Annotated in this window: 16 protein-coding genes; 9 read left to right on the top strand and 7 right to left on the bottom strand. The window is 70.2% G+C overall.

What is annotated here, in order from left to right; genetic code table 11:
• Positions 1 to 588 precede the first annotated feature (588 nt).
• The gene (locus ACGFW5_RS32405; protein ID WP_003967102.1) at positions 589 to 792 is read right to left on the bottom strand and encodes a cold-shock protein; all 204 of its coding nucleotides are present in this window, start codon (positions 790 to 792) and stop codon (positions 589 to 591) included.
• Between the two features lie 371 nt (positions 793 to 1163).
• Here ACGFW5_RS32405 and ACGFW5_RS32400 point away from each other — a divergent pair, with 371 nt between their 5' ends.
• The gene (locus tag ACGFW5_RS32400; RefSeq protein ID WP_393837905.1) at positions 1164 to 2030 is read left to right on the top strand and encodes a menaquinone biosynthetic enzyme MqnA/MqnD family protein; all 867 of its coding nucleotides are present in this window, start codon (positions 1164 to 1166) and stop codon (positions 2028 to 2030) included.
• 11 nt (positions 2031 to 2041) lie between these two features.
• Here ACGFW5_RS32400 and ACGFW5_RS32395 read toward each other — a convergent pair whose 3' ends face one another.
• Entirely contained in the window at positions 2042 to 3121 is a 1080-nt protein-coding gene (locus ACGFW5_RS32395) for an alpha/beta hydrolase (protein WP_393837904.1), read from the bottom strand.
• A 393-nt stretch (positions 3122 to 3514) separates the two neighbouring features.
• Between ACGFW5_RS32395 and ACGFW5_RS32390 the strand changes: the two genes are divergently transcribed.
• Both ACGFW5_RS32390 and ACGFW5_RS32385 read left to right on the top strand, forming a co-directional pair.
• The gene (locus tag ACGFW5_RS32390; RefSeq protein ID WP_393837908.1) at positions 3515 to 5407 is read left to right on the top strand and encodes a protein kinase; all 1893 of its coding nucleotides are present in this window, start codon (positions 3515 to 3517) and stop codon (positions 5405 to 5407) included.
• A gap of 176 nt (positions 5408 to 5583) precedes the next feature.
• Positions 5584 to 10050, top strand: coding sequence for an FtsK/SpoIIIE domain-containing protein (locus ACGFW5_RS32385; RefSeq protein WP_393837903.1), 4467 nt, complete (start codon positions 5584 to 5586; stop codon positions 10048 to 10050).
• Positions 10051 to 10285: 235 nt separating this feature from the next.
• Here ACGFW5_RS32385 and ACGFW5_RS32380 read toward each other — a convergent pair whose 3' ends face one another.
• Positions 10286 to 10546, bottom strand: coding sequence for a WXG100 family type VII secretion target (locus ACGFW5_RS32380; RefSeq protein WP_393837902.1), 261 nt, complete (start codon positions 10544 to 10546; stop codon positions 10286 to 10288).
• 191 nt (positions 10547 to 10737) lie between these two features.
• Between ACGFW5_RS32380 and ACGFW5_RS32375 the strand changes: the two genes are divergently transcribed.
• The 3 genes from ACGFW5_RS32375 (at position 10738) to ACGFW5_RS32365 (ending at position 12638) form a co-directional block, all read left to right on the top strand.
• On the top strand, positions 10738 to 10998 hold the full coding sequence (locus ACGFW5_RS32375; RefSeq protein WP_393837901.1) for a hypothetical protein: 261 nt from the start codon (positions 10738 to 10740) through the stop codon (positions 10996 to 10998).
• A gap of 38 nt (positions 10999 to 11036) precedes the next feature.
• The gene (locus ACGFW5_RS32370; RefSeq protein ID WP_393837900.1) at positions 11037 to 11873 is read left to right on the top strand and encodes a hypothetical protein; all 837 of its coding nucleotides are present in this window, start codon (positions 11037 to 11039) and stop codon (positions 11871 to 11873) included.
• Between the two features lie 63 nt (positions 11874 to 11936).
• Complete coding sequence (locus tag ACGFW5_RS32365; RefSeq protein ID WP_393837899.1) at positions 11937 to 12638, top strand: hypothetical protein; 702 nt, start codon at positions 11937 to 11939, stop codon at positions 12636 to 12638.
• Positions 12639 to 12663: 25 nt separating this feature from the next.
• On the opposite strand, the gene ACGFW5_RS32360 is transcribed toward ACGFW5_RS32365, so the two are convergent.
• The 4 genes from ACGFW5_RS32360 to ACGFW5_RS32345 form a co-directional block, all read right to left on the bottom strand.
• The gene (locus tag ACGFW5_RS32360) at positions 12664 to 14127 is read right to left on the bottom strand and encodes a PE-PGRS family protein (protein ID WP_393837898.1); all 1464 of its coding nucleotides are present in this window, start codon (positions 14125 to 14127) and stop codon (positions 12664 to 12666) included.
• Between the two features lie 285 nt (positions 14128 to 14412).
• Entirely contained in the window at positions 14413 to 14691 is a 279-nt protein-coding gene (locus tag ACGFW5_RS32355) for a hypothetical protein (protein WP_393837897.1), read from the bottom strand.
• Between the two features lie 15 nt (positions 14692 to 14706).
• Complete coding sequence (locus ACGFW5_RS32350) at positions 14707 to 15621, bottom strand: hypothetical protein (protein WP_393837896.1); 915 nt, start codon at positions 15619 to 15621, stop codon at positions 14707 to 14709.
• A gap of 103 nt (positions 15622 to 15724) precedes the next feature.
• Positions 15725 to 17797, bottom strand: coding sequence for a hypothetical protein (locus tag ACGFW5_RS32345; RefSeq protein ID WP_393837895.1), 2073 nt, complete (start codon positions 17795 to 17797; stop codon positions 15725 to 15727).
• Positions 17798 to 18658: 861 nt separating this feature from the next.
• Here ACGFW5_RS32345 and ACGFW5_RS32340 point away from each other — a divergent pair.
• Genes ACGFW5_RS32340 through ACGFW5_RS32330 form a run of 3 tightly spaced genes read left to right on the top strand, consistent with a single transcriptional unit; the run spans position 18659 to position 21585 of the window.
• A complete protein-coding gene (locus tag ACGFW5_RS32340; RefSeq protein WP_393837894.1) occupies positions 18659 to 19414 on the top strand; it encodes a hypothetical protein in 756 nt (251 codons plus the stop codon).
• 48 nt (positions 19415 to 19462) lie between these two features.
• On the top strand, positions 19463 to 20281 hold the full coding sequence (locus ACGFW5_RS32335) for a hypothetical protein (protein WP_393837893.1): 819 nt from the start codon (positions 19463 to 19465) through the stop codon (positions 20279 to 20281).
• Positions 20278 to 21585, top strand: coding sequence for a CpaF family protein (locus tag ACGFW5_RS32330; RefSeq protein ID WP_393837892.1), 1308 nt, complete (start codon positions 20278 to 20280; stop codon positions 21583 to 21585). Before ACGFW5_RS32335 ends, ACGFW5_RS32330 begins: the two co-directional genes overlap by 4 nt.
• Positions 21586 to 21593: the final 8 nt, after the last annotated feature.

Raw genomic sequence — 21593 nt, 5'->3', positions numbered from 1 at the left:
CCGCCGCGATCTGGCACAACCACAAGACCCGCCAGCCCATCACGCGGTCACTGATCGCTTACGACCACTGATCACATCGGAATGACTCGTCTAGGGGGTGTCTGGTGGATCATGGCCGGGGGTGCGGCGCCTGGCACGGCACCTCGCGGCGTTGCCAAAACGCCCCGATAGCTCCGCTATCACGACGTTCCGGCGCCTTGCGATGCACCGCACCAGGCGCCGCACCCTGACCGCCCCTGATCCACCAGACACCCCCTAACCCGCTCCCACCACCGAACCCCGCCCGCGCAGTTCCCCGCGCCCCTGGGTGTCGCGGGTGTGCGTTCGTGTGCTGGTCGTGGGGGGTTGCTCGCGCAGTTCCTCGCGCCCCTGGCGGTACTGATGTGTGGCGGGGCTCCAGCGACTCCGGGCGCCCTACAGGGGCGCGGGGAACTGCGCGGGTGCCCCAGCACGGTCCGCACCCGAAGACGCCCGAAGGCACCCGCACCCGAAGGCACCCGCACCCGTGAGGCAAAAGGCAGGAGCCCCGTTCCGGCAGGACGGGGCTCCTTGGGTACTGCTAAGTCAGCGATCGCCAACCCGGAGAAGTTAGGCCGGGGTGACGTTCTCCGCCTGCGGGCCCTTCGGGCCCTGAGTGACGTCGAAGTTCACGACCTGGTTCTCCTCCAGGGAGCGGAAACCAGACGCGTTGATCGCGGAGTAGTGGACGAAGACATCCGGGCCGCCGCCGTCCTGGGCGATGAAGCCGAAGCCCTTTTCAGCGTTGAACCACTTCACGGTTCCGGTAGCCATAAGCCCTCCTTGGGCCAAAGGGTTGCCCTGCTCCAGAACCTGCAAACAAGTCTGAAAACTACAAAAGCCTGCGGGTTACATGCTCCGCAGGCTCTGTACTGCAAGGGAAACCAAACTGCAACTTGCGCTGAGCGTAGCACGCAGCCCGTGGCCGGCGGTAGAGGGAAAGATCACTGAGACCGGACGTTTGTCCAGCCCCTGAGCAGGTGATGGACCGCCCGCGCGCCGTCACCCGCAGGGTCGCGAAGCGGCACCGCAAGGGTCCCCGGACGGTCGCGAAGCGATCGCGCGGCGGCCGGGCCAGGGGGCACGCGCGACGCCCGGGGAGGCCCGGCGCCGTCCACGGAGTGGGACGGGTCTAGCCTCGCCATGTGGACAATTCAACCAGCCCCCAGCACCACGGCGGCCGGCCGCGCGTCGGCCACATCCAGTTCCTCAACTGCCTCCCCCTGTACTGGGGCCTGGCACGGACCGGAACGCTGCTCGACCTGGAGCTGACCAAGGACAGCCCCGAAAAGCTCAGCGAGCAGCTGGTGAACGGCGACCTCGACATCGCCCCGGTCACCCTCGTGGAGTTCCTGCGCAACGCCGACGACCTGGTCGCCTTCCCCGACATCGCGGTCGGCTGCGACGGACCGGTCATGTCCTGCGTGATCGTCTCGCAGCGTCCGCTCGAAGACCTCGACGGGGCGCGCGTCGCGCTCGGGTCCACCTCGCGCACCTCGGTGCGGCTGGCCCAGCTCCTGCTCGCCGAGCGGTACGGGGTCGCGCCCGACTACTACACGTGCCCGCCCGACCTCGGCCTGATGATGCGCGAGGCGGACGCGGCCGTGCTGATCGGGGACGCGGCCCTGCGGGCCTCCCTGCACGATGCCCCGCGCCTCGGGCTCCAGGTCCACGACCTGGGCGCGATGTGGAAGGAGTGGACGGGGCTGCCGTTCGTCTTCGCGGTGTGGGCGGCCCGCAAGGACTACCTGGCCCGCGAGCCCCGCGTCGTCCAGCAGGTGCACGAGGCGTTCCTCGCCTCACGCGACCTCTCCCTTGAGGAGGTCACCAAGGTCGCCGAGCAGGCCGCCCGCTGGGAGGTCTTCGACGCCGAGCTCCTGGAGCGCTACTTCACGACGCTGGACTTCCGTTTCGGGGCGCAGCAGCTCGAAGGCGTACGGGAGTTCGCCCGGCGTACCGGGCCGACGACCGGGTTCGCCGCGGACGTGAGCGTGGAGCTGCTGGCGCCGTAGCGGCCCCGGGTTCAGGAGGAGGGGACCGGGGCGAGCAGCTGCTTGCTGATCCACTCCATGGTGCCCTCGCCCATGCCCGTCACATAGGTGTGGGCGTTGTGGGTGCCGTTCTGGATCATCTGGAGGCGGGTCTTCACCGGGCCCTTGCCGTACGTCTCGATGAACTGCTTCACCTTCGGCAGGACCGTCGTCTCCTTGGTGCCCACCTGGAAGGCGAGGTCGACCTCGGGCCCCTTCTTGTCGATCAGGTCCTGGGCCAGCTTCTGCGGATTGTTCGCCTGCTGCTCGGCCTCGTGGCCGGCCCACAGCGGTGAGTCCGGCACGATGTCCGGGCCGGAGGCGATCACGGCCTTGAAGAGGTCGGGCCGCTTGAGCACCGACTTCAGGCCGACGAAGCCGCCCGACGAGGAGCCCATGAAGGCCCAGCCGTCGCGCGAGCTGAAGGTACGGAAGTTGGCCCTCACCAGATCCGGCACGTCCTCGGTCATCCAGGTGCCCATCTTCGGCTGCCCCGGAATGTCACTGCCGTCGTAGTAGTGCTTGGCGTCCGGGTTGAGGACCGGCATGACGACGATGAACGGCAGGCTCTTGCCGGTCTTGGACCATGCGCTGATGCTGCTCTGGAGCTTGAGGTCGGTGCCCATCCAGTAGTTCTTGGGGTAACCGTTTCCGCCCGGCAGCGCGATGAGCACCGGGAAGCCGCTGTTCTGGTACTTCGCGTCGAAGTACTGCGGGGGCGCCCACACCCACACCTTGCCGGTGAACCCCGACTTCGCGCCCTTGAGCGTGGTCACGCCGATCTTGGTGCCGTCGCCGAGCGTGCTCTCCGTCGTGAACTGGGCCTTGGGTCCGGTCGGCAGGAGGGTCTGCGCCGCGGCGCCGTTCTTCGCGGAGGCATCGCCGTTCTTCCGGTCGCCCGGGGCGGGGGCGTCGTTGCCCTTCTGCCCGCCCTGCGTCGATGCGTTGGCCGACGGGTTGCCCGGCCCCGAGTCGAAGCTGACCGGCTTGCCCTCGTCCGAGCAGCCGGTGACCAGCACGATCGAGCCGATGACGGCGGCTCCTATCAGAGCGGCGGGGCGGCGACGGTTCATTCGGGGGCTCCGTGAATCTGGGATCCGGGGATCCCGCGTTGGTCTGTGCGCTATGGGTCTGCGAGCTGGAAGTCTGCGGGGTTCTGTGGGGTCCGGGTCTGCGGGGCCCGGGTCTGTGGGGCCGGGGGAACCCGGCCCGGCGGGACGCGGGTCGCGCGGGTCGCGCGCGAGCTCTCCGGGCGTGGCCCGGGCCGTGGCCCGCGAGGTGTGCGCGGGAAGGCGGGCGACCGGCGGTGGACCACGTGAGTCAAGAGTGCGGAACGCGCCGTTCGGTTCGCCCGACGAGCAGCGGATCCCTCCCTGCCGGGGGTGATCCCGCGCACGTACGCCTCTACGCTGCTGTGCGACCGGCTTGACCTGGTGGGCGTGGGGGGAGACAGCGCGATGCAATTGTTGCAGCCGCTGGAAGCGGGTGAACCGCGGACGATCGGCGCCTACCGGCTGCTCGGGCGGCTCGGGGCGGGCGGCATGGGCCGGGTGTACCTCGGCCGCAGCGCGGGCGGCCGCACGGTCGCGGTCAAGGTGGTGCACCCGCACTTCGCGCTGGACGCACAGTTCCGGGCGCGCTTTCGGCACGAGGTCGAGGCGGCCCGGCGGGTGGGCGGCGAGTGGACCGCGCCTGTCCTGGACGCGGACCCGGAGGCACCGGTTCCGTGGGTGGCGACGGGCTATGTCGCGGGCCCCTCGCTGACCCGGGCCGTCCTGGACCACGGCCCCTTGCCCGAGCGTTCGGTACGCGCCCTGGGCGCGGGCCTGGCCGAAGCGCTGGCCGCCGTCCACGCGCTGGGCCTGGTCCACCGCGACGTGAAGCCGTCCAACGTGCTGCTCACCCTCGACGGCCCCCGCCTCATCGACTTCGGCATCGCCCGCGCCACCGACGGCACCGCCTCGCTCACCGCGACCGGCGTCTCCATCGGCTCGCCCGGCTATATGTCGCCCGAGCAGATCCTCAGCCGGGGTGTGACGGGCGCCGCCGACGTCTTCTCGCTCGGCGCGGTCCTCGCGTACGCGGCGACCGGTGAGCCGCCCTTCTGTGGCGACTCCTCGGCGGCGCTCCTCTACAAGGTGGTGCACGAGTCGCCGGAGCTGGGCGCGGCGCTCACGGGCGATGTGCGTGAGGCGGTCGTGGCCTGCCTGGCCAAGGACCCGGCGGCCCGCCCGGCCCCCACCGCCCTCGCGAACCGCCTGGCACCGGCGGGACCGGCCGCGCTGGTACGCGACGGCTGGCTGCCGGGCCCGCTCGTCGAGGAGGTCAGCCGCTCGGCGGTCCGCCTGCTCGACCTGGAGCCACTGGACGCGGAGGGCGGCTCGGGCCCGGTCCCGTTCAGCAGCGCGGCGATCGGTGGACCCACGGCGGGCAGCACGGGGCCGGGCCCGGCGCCGGGGCCTCGGCGCGAGGTGGCGTCGGGTCCGGCGTCCGGGTCTTCGCGCGAGGCGGCGCAGGGTCCGGCGTCTGGGGCTCGGCGCGAGGTGGCGTCGGGTCCGGCGTCCGGGTCTTCGCGCGAGGCGGCGTCGGGTCCGGCGTCCGATTCCGGGCCCGGCACCGGGGTCGGGGTCGGGGCGATGGGCGCCTTCGGCCCGCCGGACGCCTCGTACGGCCGGGGGGAGCCGGCCCCGTTCCCCGGCCCCCGCACGCCCCCGCGGCCCACCGGCCCGCCGCGCTCCGCGGACCGGGGCCCGCACGTGGCCCTGTCCGTCGCGACCACGGCGGAACCGGGCGAACGCGGCCGGGGCCGCAGGGTCAGCTGCACGGTGGCTCTGGCGGTGGCGGGCGCGCTGGCCACGGTGACGGTCGGTGCGGCCTTCCTCTACGACCTGCTGCCGGGAGGCGGTGCGAGCGAGACGGGCGCGAAACCGGCGAGTTCGGCCCCGGCGACCGGGACGGGCGCCCCGGACCCGGCGGCGTCCCCACCCACGGGAGACGGTCAACCGACCGCCGTACCGGGCGAGTTCCTGGGTACCTGGAAGGGCGTACTCACCCAGGACAACGGCACCTCGGGGTACGCGTACACCGCGGTGATCACCAAGGGCGCCAAGGGCACGGACGTGGTGCGCACGACCACCACGGTCGGCCCGCTGGAGTGCCACGGCGTGGGCACCCTGGACTCCGCCACCGCGACCGTGCTGCACATCACCGAACGCACGGACCCGTCGAAGCCCTCGACCTTCGGCTGCACCGGCGCCACGGCGACGATGACGTACACCCTCCAGCCCGACGGCAAACTCCGCTTCGAGTCCCAGGAGGCCGCGGCGGGCCGGCCGACGGGGACACTGGGCAAGCAGTAGGGCAGCCGGGCCCGCCGCCCGCCGCCCGGGGCGATCGCGACGCTGCGCCACGGCCCACGGACCCGCCCGCCGCCGCCCCGTACCCTCGGTCTTCCCGTGTCCGGGGCAGCCATTAGCCTCGGGTGGGCCACAGCAGGGCGATGGGCCGGGCGGGCCGGCGGGGGAGGAAGACGACCATGCGAGTCCTGGTGACCGTCGTACAGGAGGGCGCGCCTCCGTACGACGTCATGGTCAACGCCGACGACGACGCCGTCGCGCGGGACGTCGCGCAGGCGCTGGCGGCGTCGGGCGCGGGGCCGGGGCAGGCCGAACGGCCACCGCCGGTGGTCGTGGCGCTGCCCGGCACCGTCCTCGATCCGATGCACGGCGGCCGTGGTGCCGAGCCGGTCCTGTGGGCCGACGGACACCGCTGCGACCCGGACACCCCGGCCGGCCAGATCCTGCGGGACGGCATGCGGATCTCGGTCGACGACTCCATAGGCCCGCTGCTCCGCAAGGGCGAGCCCATGGGCCGGTACGAGCTGCGGGTCGCCGGCGGGCCCGGCGCGGGACGCGTCGTCCGGCTCGCCGTCGGCACCGCCACCTTCGGGTCGGCCACGACCTGCACCCTCGCGGCCCCCGACCCGGTGCTGGCGCCCGTCGCCGCCCAGATCACCGTCGACGTCCGGGGCCGTGCCACCCTCGCCCCGCAGCACGGCTCCACGGTGCTGCTCGACGACGAGCCGGTGACGCAGGCCCAGGACTGGCCGCTCGGCGGAGTCGTACGAGCGGGGGACTCGCTGTTCGTCCTGGACCGGGTCGGCGAACCGGACGCCCACCTGTCCGCGACCGGTGAGGGAGGTCTCGCCTACAACCGGCCGCCGCGACTCTCCCCGGTGCGGCCCCGTCCCCGGCTCGCCGTGCCGGCCGAGCCGTCCAAGACCGAGCGCACCCGCTTCCAGACGATCTCCGCGCTCACTCCGATGATCTTCGGTCTGGTCATGTACTTCGTGACCAAACAGGTCTACATGCTGCTGTTCTGCGCGATGTCGCCGGTGATGATGCTGGGCCAGTGGGTCAGTGACAACCGCGACGGCAAGCAGCGGAACAAGAAGTCGCTCAAGCAGTACAAGCAGGAACTCGCCGAGTACGAAGCCGAGTTGGTGCGCCTGGGCAAGGAGGACCAGCGCAACCGCAGGGCCGACAACCCCGACCCGGCCCAGGTGCTGCTCTTCGCCACCGGGCCCCGCCGCCGGCTGTGGGAGCGCCGCCGTACCGACGTCGACGTACTGCGGCTGCGGGTCGGTGTGGGCACCCTGCCCGCCGACATCGAGCTCGCCCACGGACAAGGCGCCGCCTACGGAGAGGAGCAGCCCGAACCGCCGCTCCTGTCCCACCTGCCGGTCACCGTGTCGCTCCCCGGACTCGGCGTCGTCGGTGTCTCGGGCGACCGTCCGCGCGCACTGGCCACCGCGCACTGGCTCGCGGTCCAGGCCGCCGTGCTGCACAGCCCACGCGAGCTCTCCCTCGTCCTTTTGGCGGCGTCCTCCCAGGCCGGAGCGGACTGGCACTGGGCGCACTGGCTGCCGCACGCCGCGCCGCAGCAGGGCCAGGACTGCGTCGCCCTGGTCGGCAGCGACAGCGAGGCCATCGCCCGGCGCGTGAACGAACTCCTCAACGAGCTGGCCCGGCGCAAGGCCGCCCAGGAGAATTCGGGCGCCATGATGAGCGGCGCCCCGGGGGACGAGCCGCACATCCTGCTCGTCCTGGACGGAGCACGGCTGCTGCGCCGCATGCCCGGCGTACCGCAACTCCTCCAGGAGGGGCCGCGGTACGGGATCTTCGCGCTCTGCCTCGACGAGGACGACCGGCTGCTCCCCGAGGAGTGCAAAGCCGTCGTGTGCTGGACTCCGGGGTCGCCGACCCACGTACAGCTGCGGGGCTCGGGCCTTGAGTCGGTCGGCGAGGTGCTTGCCGACCAGGTCGGCCCCGACTGGTGCGACCTGCTCGCCCGTTCCCTCGCCCCGGTCCGTGACGTCAGCCGTGACGACGCGGGCGGAGCTCTGCCCACCGCGGCCCGGCTGCTGAGCCTGCTCGACATGCCCGACCCGAGCGGCGCCGACATCGAGCGGATCTGGCGGGCCGGCGGTTCGACCACGGCGGCCCCCATCGGCGTCGCGGCCGACGGCACCTTCACCCTGGACATCCGCAGGGACGGTCCGCACGCGCTGGTGGCGGGTACGACCGGCGCGGGCAAGTCCGAACTCCTCCAGACGATCATCGCCTCGCTGGCCGTCGCCAACCGGCCCGACGCCCTCAACTTCGTGCTCATCGACTACAAGGGCGGCAGCGCCTTCATGGACTGCGCCCGGCTCCCGCACACCGTCGGCATGGTGAGCGACCTCGACGCCCACCTCACCGAGCGGGCGCTCGCCTCGCTCGCGGCCGAACTGCACCGCCGCGAGACGATCCTCTTCGACACCGGCACCAAGGACATCGAGGACTACAACGACACCCGGAAGTTCCGCCCCGAGCTGGAGCCGATGCCGCGGCTCGTCCTGGTCATCGACGAGTTCGCCTCGCTGGTCGCCGAACTCCCCGACTTCATCGCCGGGCTCGTCGACATCGCCCGACGCGGCCGCTCCCTCGGCGTGCACCTGGTGCTCGCGACCCAGCGGCCGGCCGGTGTGGTCAGCGCCGACATCCGGGCCAACACCAACCTGCGCATCGCGCTGCGTGTGACGGACGGCACCGAATCCATGGACGTCATCGACGCCGCGGACGCGGGCGCCATCGCCAAGTCCACGCCGGGCCGCGCCTACGTACGCTCCGGCGCCCAGTCCCTGGTCGGCGTCCAGTCCGCGCGGATCGGTGGCCGCCGTCCGGCGACGGGAAAGAGCGGGCCCAAGGCGGTGCTCGCGCCGTTGCACTGGACCTCGTTCAGCCGCCCGCTGCCGAGGTCGGCGGAGTCGGAGGACGACGGCACGATGGTCACCGACCTCGCCGTGCTCGTCGACGCGATCAGGGGCGGCTCCGACACCATGGGTTTCCCGCCGCCCCGCAGCCCCTGGCTGCCCCCGCTGCCCGAGCACGTCACGCTCGAAGCGCTCACCGCCGCGGAAGGCCCCGCCCCCGCCCACGGCGACGTGCCGCCCATCGGGTTCGCCCTCACCGACCTGCCCGCCCAGCAGGCACGCAAGCCCTTCGCGCTCGACCTCGTCGAAGGCGAACACACCATGCTCGCCGGCGGCGCCCGCTCCGGGCGCTCGACGGCCCTGCGCACACTGGCCGGCTCCCTCGCCCGCACCGCGTCCCCGCGTGACGTCCACGTCTACGCCATCGACTGCGGCTCCAACGCGCTGCTGCCACTGGTGCGTCTGCCGCACGTCGGCGCGGTGGTCAACCGCGACGAACCCGACCGCGTACGACGGCTGCTCGACCGGCTGCTCGGCGAGATCAGCCGACGTCAGCAACTGCTCGCCATGGAGGGCGCGTCCAGCGCGGCCGAACAGCGGGCCTCGGCCGCCCCCGAGGACCGGCTCCCCTGGATGGTGCTGCTGCTCGACAGCTGGGAGGGCTTCTTCTCGACGTTCGAGAACTACAACTACGGCCAGCTCATCGAGCAGGCCCAGCGGATCTTCCGGGAAGGCTCCGCGGTCGGCCTGAAGGTCGTCATGACGTCCGACCGCAGCGGCCTGAGCGGCATGGTCTCCTCGGCCTTCCAGGACCGTCTGATCCTGCGGTTCGCCGACCCCAACGACTATTCGATGGCAGGCCTTCAGCCACGCGAAGTACCCAAGAACATGCCTCCGGGCCGTGCTCTGCGGATCACCGACACCGGTACGGAGGAGACGCAGATCGCTCTCCTCGACGAGGACCCGAGCGGCCAGGCCCAGGTGCGGATGCTCCGCGAGATCGCCGAGGAGGCGCGGAAGGTGCACGGGCGTACACCGGCCCGGTTCCGCCCGATGCGCGTGGACGCGCTTCCGGCCCGGATCACGGCAGGCGAGGCGATGGCGCTTGATCCCGACTTCGTGGTGCCGTCGAAGCTGTGGGCGCTGCTCGCGGTCGGCGGCGACGAACTGGCGCCCGTCGGCATCGATCTGGAGGAGTCGGGCCCCGGCTTCGTCATCGGCGGCCCGCCGAAGTCCGGCCGGTCGACGGCCCTGATGTGTGCGGCCGAGTCCCTGCTCGCCCAGGGCACGCCGCTGGTGCTGGTCACACCCCGCCGCTCGCCCCTGCGCGATCTGGAAGGACGCGAAGACGTCCTGGGGGTTCTCGACGGGGAGGCCAGGGAGGACGACCTGGAGGAACTGGTGGAGAAGGCCGGGGGCCGCCCGTATGTGATCCTGGCGGACGACGCCGAACTGCTCTACGACACACGGCTCGACGAGGCTCTGGAGGCCGTCCTGCGCAAGGGCGTCGACGGGGGCCTCGGCCTCATCGCGGCCGGCACGACCGACAGCCTCGCCTCCCAGTACCGCGGCTTCGTCACCGCGGCCCGCAAGTCCCGCAACGGCCTGCTCCTCAACCCCCAGAACTCCCAGGAGGGCGAGCTGTTCAGCATCCGCCTCCCCGCGAACACGGGCGGCGGCAGGCCGGGCGGCGGACTGCTCGTCTCGGGCGGGGCGTTCCGGCCGGTGCAGGGGGTGCTGCGGGGATGAGACGAGGCCGCTCGCCCTCGCGCCCGGCCCGGTGACGCGGCTGCGGGCGTGAGCCCCCGAGCCGTGCCGCCCCCGAGCCCGGCCCGTTGGCACGGGCTGCGGGACTTGGCCGCCGAGTCTCCCCGCACCCGGCCCCGCACCCGGCCCCGCACCCGGCCCCGTAACGCGCCGCAGGGGCGCCCACCCATGGTGGACGCCCCTGCGATGCTTGCCGATCCGGCCGTTGGGGTGCGGATCAGGTGGCGCGCTCGATGTTGTCGGCGTTGGTGGACGCGGACTTCTGCGCGTCGTGCAGCGTGTCGACCCACTTGGAGAACGTGCCCCGGGCGTCTTCCCAGTCCTTGCGGAACTGGTCGGCCTTGGGGCCCTTCCAGTAGCCGGTGCTGCCGGACGTCGACGAGTTCAGGTTGGTGATGATCGTCTGCAGGTCGCCCGCGCTGCGACCGAACAGCTTCGCCAGGTCCCTGAGTTCCTTGAGACTTGCACCGCGTTCCATTGCGTTCCTCTCCCCGTGTCACTGCTCACTGACTAAACAGAAAATACTTCTGTACCGGGCGACGGTATCGCACCTTCCGCATCACCTGTAAAGCCCCGGACAGCACCGTGAACGAGGGGGCAGGGGCCGCCCGAGCTCCGTCACGACGTGCGGCTATGCTGAATTGCCCTGTGACATCGGGGGAGGCTGCTATGGCAAATCCGGACATTCAAGAACTCAACCATCGTGCTGCGGAGTTGCGCTCGCTCGCCGATCACGTCGAGTCCCTGATGGACCAGCCACGGACCTACAGCACCAGCACCATGAAAACGTGGGCCGGGCCGAACGCCACGGACGTCCGAGGGAAGCTCAGCAGCTGGCGCACCACCTGTTCCACGGTGGCCGAGTCGCTGCGGACCGAGGCTCAGCAGGCCAGCCAGGATGCCAAGGACCTGCAGCACCCCAAGAAATGAACCGCGCGACCAGCCGGCCCCGGGGAGAATCGAGAGTCATGCCGTCGTTCGACAGTTCCCGCGCCCGCTTCAGGCTGGCCGACCGTCACATCGCAGTCTTCGCTCATCTGCTGGATGGTGAGACGCCGCCCGACGAGCTCTGGGAGAGTCTGCTGGAGCTCCAGCGGATCGGCATGGTCGGAAAAGAGGGCGAACTCGCGCCTCTGCTGCGTGACCTGCTCGGGGCGCTGGCCGACCCGGTAGTCGTGATCCAAGTGGAGATCACCGGAGAACACGGTCCGATCAACCACGGCGTGGTCGTCGGCCGGGACGCGGTCATCTCGCACGATGGGTGGCCCGGCGAGGAGGAGGCCGAGTACGTCTCCATCGAGCCGAGCACCTTGGTCTGGGAACTCGCCCGCAAGGTCAACCTGCACCGCGGGGAGCCGAAGGACACTCCCGTGACCGCGCGCATCGAGACGTCGATGGGCGCCCTCGATGCGGCGTTCGCCGCTCTCGAAGAGGCGGCCGGCGACGAGGGCGCGGCCCGTGTCCGGGCTCACGCCGCCCTGGCCGAGACGAGCGGCCTGGACTCCACCGAACTGGACCAGTTCCTCGAACTGGTCGTCTCGCTCAACTCCACCTGGCGCATCACCACCGCCTGGGACGGCAAGCACGAGGGAGAGCGCTCTGCCATGATCCGCTCCCTCGCTGTCTGGGACTGCGGCCCGCACGGCTACTGGGTCCGGGAACAGCCCGAAGAGCCCATCCTGCCCGGCCAGGTGACCCCGGACAGCCCCCTTGTCGTGGCGTGGACAACTCCCGGCACCATCTGGGAGCGCGTTGCCGACCTGCTCCCCGACGAGGAAGACCTGATCGACGCGCCCATACGGTGACGGGCGCCTGCTCGGCGCGGCGGCCCTCGGCGCCGCCCCGAATGAGAACGGAAGCGAGAGGCAATGGTGTTCGGCAGAAAAGCGGAGGCGGAGCCCCCGTCCTTCGAACCGGTGCACTGGGACAGTGTCAGCAAGTTCACGATCGGCACCGCGTCGCGGTCGACGACCCGTCGCGGTACCGTCCAGGGGCCGCTGGCGGTGCGGGTGGAGAAGCACGCCGGTGGCGTCGTCCATCTGGTCCCCAGCGCGTATGTGGCGCTCCCCGCATCCGAAAAGCCCTCGGCGGAGGCCGGCTTCCGGCTGTGCGAGGACGAAACCGGATCGCGCCTGCTGTGCTCCGTCACCCTGGACGCGGGAACGGAAGAGGACGGCTCGCGCCGCTACCGGCTCCACGACGGGCAGGGCCAGGAAGTGGGTTCCGTCTTCAGGGGCTCGGCCAGTCGACGTCTGGTCCAGCACGGCTGGTGGCTTGAACAGCCGGGGCACCCCGAGGTGGTGGCCCGTTATCACTGGGCCAAGGGGAGTGCCGGTCAGATCCTCGGCCGCACGGCCGGAAAGGCGCTCGGCAGTGTGGTGGGCTCGGTCATGGGGCTCGGCGCCGAGGGAGGCGACACCAGCGGGGCCCCCAAGCCCGTGACCTGGAAGTCCGGCGAGCAGGTGGCCATGACCTCGGCGCTCTCGGGCCACCTCAAGTGGTATTTGGCCCGGGCGAGTTGGCTGGACCGCCGACTGGCCTTCGCCCTCGCGGTGCTGCGCGAGTACTGAGCCGGAAGCAGGGTGGGAGCGGACGTCAGAACCAGTGCATGGGGTTGGCTTTCTTGGCCAGGCTCTTCGCCCCGTTCGCCAGACCCTTCGCCTTTTCCCCGGCCCAGTGCGCGGCCTTCTTGCCTCCGGCTTTGATCTCGTCCAAGTGCTCGATGACCTTCGCGCCACCGTAAATGATGCCGGTGCCCACCGCGAGGCCGATGGTGACGGGATTGGGAGCGATCATCGCCGCGGTCATGGAGGCGTTGAAACCGAGCTCCGCCACGTCGGCCACGTATCCGACGCCGTTTCGTTGGAAGGCCTTGACGGGGTTGCCCTGGGAGATGACGTTGGCCGCGCTCAGGCCGGTCGCGGCGACGCTGCCCACGATGCCGACGCCGCGCAGGAAACCGGCCGTCTTGGCGGCCGCCCCCAGACCCGCACGGAACGCCGAGGCCCCCCTGGTGGCGGTCGTCACCGTGTCGACACTGGTCGGCACGCTGTTCGCGAAGCGCTGCATGGTGCTTGCCTTGCTGAAGACCTTCACCAGGCTCGCGTTGCCGGCACGCGCCACCGCCTGCCCGGAGTGCGTGAAGCCGCCGTACGTCTTGGCGAACTCATCCGAACCGACGACGAAGTCGATGACTCCGTTGGCGCCGACGTGCTCCATCAGGGCGCTGGAGCGAAAGGCGTTCCATGCGTCGCCAAAGAGATCCCCGCGGACGCCGCCCGTGCCCGGGATGCTCGCTGCCCGCTGGTACAGCGAGCTGCGCGAGAGAAGGTTGCCGAGCTGGCCCGGCAGCCAGCTGCCGGGAGCGGAAAGGGAACGGATCTTCGGCGACCACTTGATGACTGCCGTGCCGCCCTTTTGGAGCCATGGGGTGTTCGAGGCCCGCATCGACGCGCCGACCCGTATTTTCCAGGCGCGGAAGACGCCCTGTTTCAAGGAGTTGCCGACCACGACCTTGGCCAGTGAGCCGCCCTGCAGCGTGACCACGGCGGTGGCTTTGGTGATGGAGCTCCAGTCACCGAACAGACCGAGCAGCGTGTTGACGGTCTGCTCGTGCGGCTGGAGGCCCGGGATCCGGGTGATGGCATGCGACTCCATCCGCTGGATCCAGTCGTTCAGGGACTCGTCCGGCTGCCGCTTGAATTCATAGGCGTGGGCATCGCCGCTGGCCGCGAGGGAGTTGGCGAGGAGGATCGCGTCGGGCGTGAGCAGATCACCCTCGTACTTCTTGAGGTCTTCGGCGCTGAACCCGGCCCAGCGCAGGCCCGCTTCGGGGTCGCCGTCATCCAGCCGCGCGATGGTGGCGCGCTTGCGCAGGTCGGGAGCTGTGTCCTTGAGCCAGGAACGCATCGGTCCGAGGCTGGACAGCTTGCTGGTGACACCGAGTCGTGAGGCTCTGGTGAAGGCCTCGTCCACTCTGTCCTGCACTCCGCCATGGCCGTCGATGAGCTTGGCGAGGCCTTCCAGATGCTCCGGGTTGACCGACCTCGTGTCCCCCATTGCCCCATCCCCCTCTGTCCCCGGACCGGCTCGGTCGGCACGGATTGCTGCCTTTTGGCCTGTTGCATGTGGGGTTGATGATACGGCGAGGCATCTGGAAGTACCGGGTGGATGCGAGAGGGGCCCGGCTCATGAGAGTGAACTCCGGTGGCAGTACGGCCAGTTGGGGCGCGGCGGCACGGAGCCCCGAGGTGACTCTCCCCTCGGGGGCGGGCACCCGACCGGGCCCGGTCGCGAGGCCGGCGCCGCACCGCCGCAAAGGGCCCTGCGCGGCGCCGATCGCGCTCAGCCTCCGCCGTGCGGGTTCATCTTCGCCTGGTCCTGGCGGGCTTTCTCCACGAGCCGGTTCTCCTCGGCGGGGAACGAGTCAAAGAGGGTCTTCAGCCGTTTCATGCGGCCGTCGTGGTCGGTGCGCCAGTTGTCGGCCTTCTTGCCTATCCAGGTCTTCGGCATCATGGACTCGACGTTCCTGATGGCCGTGCGGATCTCGCCCACGGCGGTCTCTATCGCGTTCATGTCCTTACGGCAGTTGTAATCCAGGCGGTCTTCCTGCGGTACGCCCATGTCATCTCCCCTGTCTCACTTGAAGGTGGCGCGGATCGCGAGGGCGGGCGTCGGCTTGTGTTCCGGATCGACCACGGAACCCAGGGCCAGTAGCTGGTCGCCGCTTCGCGCGAGGAACCAGGGCAGCTGGCACGGGTTGTCCAGCGCCGGATACTGCCCCGCCGGGCAGGATTTGGCTTCTTCGGAGCCCCGTGCCATGACGGTCAGGGCGCCGGCCGGGTCGATGTGCACGAGGTACACGAAGCCGGCCGGGCCCTTCTGCGGATCCTTCAGTACGCGGGCGTAGACCCCGCCGTCGCCGGCCTGGGTCATGCCCTCGAACGCCGTCTCGGAGAGAGGCGTGCCGGCTCCCGGCAGGGTGCCGTGCACCGTCACGGTCTTCGGCGCCTGGCCGGGGGCGAGCACGTGGAGGTCCGGGAGTCGGCCGTTGGTCGCGTAGACCGTTCCGTTCGCCGTCACGGTTGCGCGTGCACGTCCTTGTTCGGCCGGAAAGGCCAGGATCTCGTCCGCCTTGCCGTCCTTCACGGACCACACGCTGGAGTCTTCGGTGACGATGACAGTGCCGTCCGGGCGTACCCCGATCGGCTCGGGACGGGTGAACGGGTGCGTGGACGGGATGGGGGTCGCCGTACCCCCGGGACGGACTCGCGAGAGCCCGTCATTTCCGCCGGTCACCAGGGAGCCGTCCGGAGCGACGGCGAAGCCGGAGTCGGCGCTGCTCGTTGTGACCTTCGCGAACTGGCTGACCTTGCCGTCCGGCGTCATACGCAGAATGGGGATGTCCGGGGTTTTGAAGCCGTCCGCCAGAAACACATTCCCCTTTCCGTCCGAGGCGACATGGCCGCTCGTGATGGAGGAGGCGCGGTTGAGGTCGTACTCCGTGCTCACCTCGCTCAGCGCGAAAGCGGCCACCTTTCCGGTCTCTGCCACGGGGACTTTGGGACCGTTCTCGGTCTTGTCGGCCGAACAGGCACCCAAGAACAACACGAGCGCACCGGTCGTGGCGGCCGCGAGGGTTACTCGCGTGCGCGTCTTAATGACCATCAGGTGACACCTCGGCGTGGTCGAAGCCGCCGTAGAAGACGCTCTGGTATTGGCCCGCCGACGACGGCAGACGATTCCACCAGCCCTGGAAATCGATGTCATTACTGGCATTGGGGGAAATGGTTCCTGTCTGCGGGTCGTACCAGGACGCGCCCGTGGGCGGAGGGACCGCGCCCGACCTGATCAATCCCTGGGCAATCGAAGAGGTGAAGGCAACCTTCTGATCCTTCGCGCTGTCCACGTTCAGGGCGTCCTGCTTCGCGGCATTGTCCGTGGAGAAGGGATCCGTCTGGGGAGCGACGACCGTCCTTCCGATGAGCGCCAGGTTCTGGGAGTACTTGAGGCCCTTCTCGGCAATCTTCTGACTGAGCTTCGACGCCGCCTCGCCCAGCTTGGGGGCGGGCACGAAGCCGAACAGGCTTCCTGCGGTGTCGAGGATGATCTTGTTGGTCTTGTGCTCCTCGTCGATCTGCTGCGCGTCGGTGTAGCTCTCATTCACCTTCGCCTTCGTGAGCATTCCCGCGGTATCGCCGATGGCGGTCAGTGCCTTCGTCGGGTCCTTGCTTGCGGCTGCCGACGAGACCTTCTCGTGCAGTGCTACGTCGAACATCGCCGCCGCGCCCGGGTTGTTCTTGACGAACAACTGCATGACCTTGACCGTGTCCGCGTTGTTGCCGATCAGGCTGTGGTATTTGGCGGAGTAGCCGGCAGTCCCGCTCTTGGTGGACATCCCCGTGCCACCCAGATCGTCGGCCCAGGTAGCCGTGATGCCGGCCAGCGCGACCGCGGTGCCGTTGGGGTAATTTACGTAATTCGCCTTCTTGTAATGCTTGTCCGTACGGCTGTCGAAGAGGTCCTTCTGCTTCGCGGCCGCCGCGAGGATGTTGGCGGCGGCCACGCCCGACTCGTCGATGTGCCCCGGGGTCTGATCGGTGGCCGCCAGCGTGAGTACCTGGCGCACCCCGTCCGAATCGTCGAGTGTCACCGGGCCGGGCGTCTGCCACTGGTAGTCGACGAGGTCCGCGGCATAGCGCTGGCCGGAGTCGTTGTCGGCCAGCAGGTGCCGCGACGCGTCCGCGTTCTCTCCCAGGCGGTTGATGACGGCGAGTGCCGGGTCGTTGGCCCGGATGCCGTCGACGATGCTCTGGTTCTCGTCCGGTCCCTTGGAGAAGGAGGCGTAATCGGGGTCGAGGCCGAGGGAGTGGTACCAGCCGCCGTCGCCCTTGCCCACGTAACCGCCTGCCGAATACGGCGGCATCGCCGACGCGTAACCCGGCCGCATGGTCGGCTGCTTGCTCCGCCAGTCCAGCATCGCCCCGCCGACCTTGGTCAGCACGTCCGTGTCCCACTCGTTGCCCTTGGGCCCGTACTTGAAGAGCATGCCGACGGACCACATGTCGTCGCCGGGCGGGTTGGTGAGGGCCTTCGCGTACTCCGGGTTCGGGGGGATCTTGCCGGCCGACTGGAGCTTGAAGATGCGGTTGATGCCCGTGGCGTACTGGGCGACCAGGTTCTGCGAGTCCTTGCTGAGGACGTCACCGCCGTGGGTGCCGTCCTCCGTGTGCAGGGCGCGGGGGACGCGGGCCGCGTCGACGACGCCGCCCGCGTTGGCGAACGCGGCCAGGTAGGTGGGGTCGTCCTGGTGGTCGGCGAGGGAGCGGGCGATGGCCTCGATGTCCTCGCGGGAGCTCGCGCCCTTCGGGTCGTCCAGCGCCTTCTTGAGCGTGGCGGCCTCCTGCTTGGCCTCCTTGGCGCTCTGCGCGTTGACGTCCGTCATGTCCCACGGGATGTTGATGATGTCGCCGTCCGGAGTGCACATGCCGGACGCGTCGCCTTCGAGCAACAGGCTGCGAGCCAGATCGGCGCGCTTGGACATGCTGCGGGCGTCGTCGCCCACCGCCTGCGTCTGCTGACCCAGCAGGGACAGGTCGAGGCCGCTTTCCCAGGACGTGAAGTTCTTGCGGATCAAAGCCCCGTGTTTGGCGAGGGCGCCCTCCAAGTCCTGGAGGCGATCCGCGAGTTTGCGTACCCGCACCGGGTCGACGCCGACGTAATCCCCCATGGACGCAATGCCTTTCACTTCGCTCTTGTTACGACAGCGCGACGTCGCGGGGGCCGACTTCTGGACGATTCCAGCCTTGTCGGGCTCCCGAAAATTGCCGCGCGCGATGCGCCGCCGCCCGTGGGCCTTCGGCCTGCTGCACGATATGCGCTGCGACTCGGTGTCCGCCCCGACAGGCAACAGCCTGCCATCGTACGGTGTGAGCGGATTTACCCCGCTCCCTTTGGCAAACGAGGGTTCACCCTTGACCTTGTCGTGGCCGAGCCGCCCGCGAAGTCCAGAAACGCTCTCCAGTGACGTGTTCGTGACGCCTGTGCCTTTTTGTGCGCCCGCCCCGAGGGCGGTGGGCATCGCAGCGCCGCGGCTCGCCATGGCCGGATCTGCCCTGTCGGACGTGGTGCCGGGTCGCTGGCCGGAGCGCGTTCGGCAGGACGGTGCGGAGGTCGGCGGCGGGTGCGTCGGAGGTCGGGGCGGGTGTGTCGGAGGTCGGCCCCGGGCGGCTTCGCCGCTTGTGGGGGAGCCGGGCGTCCGATCCGGCCGTACGGATTGCATAGTGATAACAGGACGCGACGGCGAGGTCGCAAGGGTGCCTTTCCGTCCGGGTTGTGGCGGTGTTGGTGGGGCGCGTGATGTTCGCGATCTTTAACTCACCTTGAGGTGACTATGGGCTGCTGCTACGGTGCGATCATGTGATCTGACAGTGTGGTGACGGCTCCGCGAACCGCCCGAAGAGGGACGGGGCGGCCGGACCGGTTCAAGTCGTCGTGGCCTGAAGTGACTCGATTTCGGCCCTACGTGGACTATGGCCGGTTTTGTTCAACTCGACGCTGTCGCAAAAGAATGACCACGGGGAGAAGCGACGTGAAGGTCCAGGAGCGCGGCGGGGCGGGAACGCACCGGGGGGCGGCGCCCGGTCAGCCGGTCGGCGAGCGGCTTCCGGTGCCGCCGCGCGAACGCAAGCCCGCCCTCGCGGCCCTCGCCGTGCTGCTCATCCTGATCGGCGCGCTCGGAGCGACCGTTCTGGTGCTGCGGGCCGGTGACCGGGTCGAGGTCTACGAGCTCAAGAGTGACGTGGCCGCAGGCCGCGCCGTCACGAAGGGCGATCTCACCACGGTGATGGTGGCCGCGGACAACGGGGTCGACTACATCTCCCCGGATCAGTACGGCGCCCTGACCAAGCTCCGGGCCAAGTCCAACCTCTACACGGGCACCGTCCTCGTGGGCCAGATGTTCGCGCCGGACGGGGGCATCGAGGCGGGCAAGGCCGCCGTCGGCGTCTCGCTCAAGGAAGGCCAGTACCCGACCAACCTCAAGGACGGCGAGACGGTGGCCGTCTACCGGGTCGGCAACTCCGCCGGTTCCGGTGGTTCGAGTGGTTCGAGTGGTTCGAGCAAGGGAAGCGGATCGGGCGGCGCCGCCAACTCCGGGTCCACGAGCGGGAGTTCACCGCTGGTCGAGCGCGCGATCGTCAGCGACACCGGCACCCAGGACAAGTCCTTCGGCAGCGGCAACCTCGCCCTCACGCTCACCGTGAACACCGCCGACGCGGCCGCACTCGCCCAGGCCGCCTCCGCCGGCGAAGTCGCCGTGGTGCGCGTCGCGCCGGGCAACGGCTGAGTCGCGCGGCGACCCGGCGACGTAGCAGAGACAGAAGACGCGGAAGACATGGCGCTCATCGCACTCGCATCCGACAAGGGCTCTCCCGGTGCCACCACCGCGGCCCTGGCCCTGGCCGCCGTATGGCCCCGACGCGTGCTGCTCGCCGAGACGGACCCGGCGGGCGGCGACCTCGTGTACCGCTGCACGGCCACCAACGGCGGCCCCCTCAACCCGAACACCGGACTCCTCTCGCTGGCCGCGGCCGCCCGCCGCGGGCTCGCCGCCGACCAGCTGTGGGACCACGCCCAGCCGATGGCCGGCGGGCTCGAACTGCTCGTGGGACTCGGCGCCGCCGAGCAGGCGGCCGGTCTCGCCGGCAGCTGGCCGACGCTCGGCCGGGCCTTCGCCTCGCTCGGCGAATCGCCGCACGCGCCGGCCGACGTCATCGCCGACCTCGGCCGCATCAGCGGAGGTTCGCCCGCGATCGACCTGCTGCCGCACGCCACGCTCGCCCTGCTCGTGTCGCGTACCGAACCCGAACACCTCGCGCGCGTACGGGACCGGGCCGCGGCCCTGTCCGCGCAGCTCCACGGCAGCCCCCGCGGCAACGCGCTCGCCACCCCCTTCATCGGCGTGATCCTGGTCGCCGAGGCCGGCGCTTCGGTCAAACTCGCCCACCAGGTCAACGACATGCTGGTGGCCGGGCAGACCGGCGCCCGCGTCGTCGGCACCCTCGCGCACGACCCGTCCGGAGCCGCCCTGCTCGCCGGGCGCGGCCGCGGACGGCTGGACAAATCGCTGCTCATCCGCAGCGCGCGGAAGGTGTCCGCCGACCTGTACCAGCAGTTCGGCGCCGCCTGGGCCGGAGCCGGGGCCGGCCGATGAGCGTGGTCGACCACGCGCTGGTCAAACGGTTCCGCCAGGAGGCCGGTGACCGGATCGCCGAACAGCGACGCCTGGACCAGGTGCGCGGCGTGGCGGCGATGTCGGGCGAGGACGAGCGTCAGTACGCCCGCGCCGTCATCGCGCAGATACTGGAGGAGTACGCCCGTACGGAGATCAACTCCGGGCGCACTCCGCTCGACGCCGAGACCGAGGAGCAGTACGCCGCCGCCGTGCACGCGGCGCTCTTCGGCGTGGGCCGGCTCCAGCCGCTCCTCGACGACCCCGACGTCGAGAACATCGACATCAACGGGTGCGACCAGGTCTTCGTCGGATACGCGGACGGCCGCGAGGTCCGGGCGGACCCGGTCGCCGAGACCGACGAAGAGCTCATCGAGCTCATCCAGGTGCTCGGTGCCTACTCCGGTCTGTCCTCGCGCCCCTTCGACTCGGCCAACCCGCAGCTGGACCTGCGGCTGCCGGACGGTTCGCGTCTTTCGGCGGTCATGGAGGTCGCCCGCCGGCCCGCCCTGTCCATCCGCCGGGCCCGCATGGGCAAGGTCTTCATGGCGGACCTGGTGGGGAACGGCACGCTCACCCCGGAGGTCGCGCACTTCCTGGCCTGCGCGGTCAGGGCCCGCAAGAACATCATGATCGCGGGCGCCACCAACGCCGGAAAGACCACGCTCCTTCGGGCGCTCGCCAACGAGATACCGACGCAGGAACGCCTCATCACGGTCGAGCGGGCCCTGGAACTCGGCCTCGACCAGTTTCCCGAGCTCCACCCGAACGTCGTGGCGTTCGAGGAGCGGCTGCCCAACTCCGAGGGCCTCGGCATGATCCCGATGGCCGACCTGGTGCGCCGTTCGCTGCGTATGAACCCCTCGCGCGTCATCGTCGGTGAGGTTCTGGGCGACGAGATCGTGACCATGCTGAACGCCATGTCGCAGGGCAACGACGGCTCGCTCTCCACCATCCACGCCAACAGCTCCGCCGAGGTCTTCAACCGCATTTCGACGTACGCCCTGCAAGCGACCGAGCGGTTGCCCATCGAGGCCAGTCAGATGCTGATCGCGGGCGCGGTGAACTTCGTCGTCTTCGTGGAACGGCGCAACAACTACGAGAGCGGCGGCCGTCTCCAGCGCATGGTCACCTCGGTCCGCGAGGTGAACGGCTGCGACGGTCGCGTTCTGTCCAGCGAGGTCTTCGCCGAGACGTCGGACGGGCGGGTCGTCCCGCACGCCCCCGTCTCGTGCATCGAAGAGCTTGCCGTGCACGGTTACCGGCCTTCCGGGGCCTGGGGGTGAGTGGGGCC

The organism is Streptomyces sp. NPDC048416, from assembly GCF_043200435.1.
In the GTDB taxonomy this organism is placed as follows: domain Bacteria; phylum Actinomycetota; class Actinomycetes; order Streptomycetales; family Streptomycetaceae; genus Streptomyces.
Note: the sequence above shows the minus strand (reverse complement) of the source record. Positions and strands in the feature narration are given on the sequence as shown.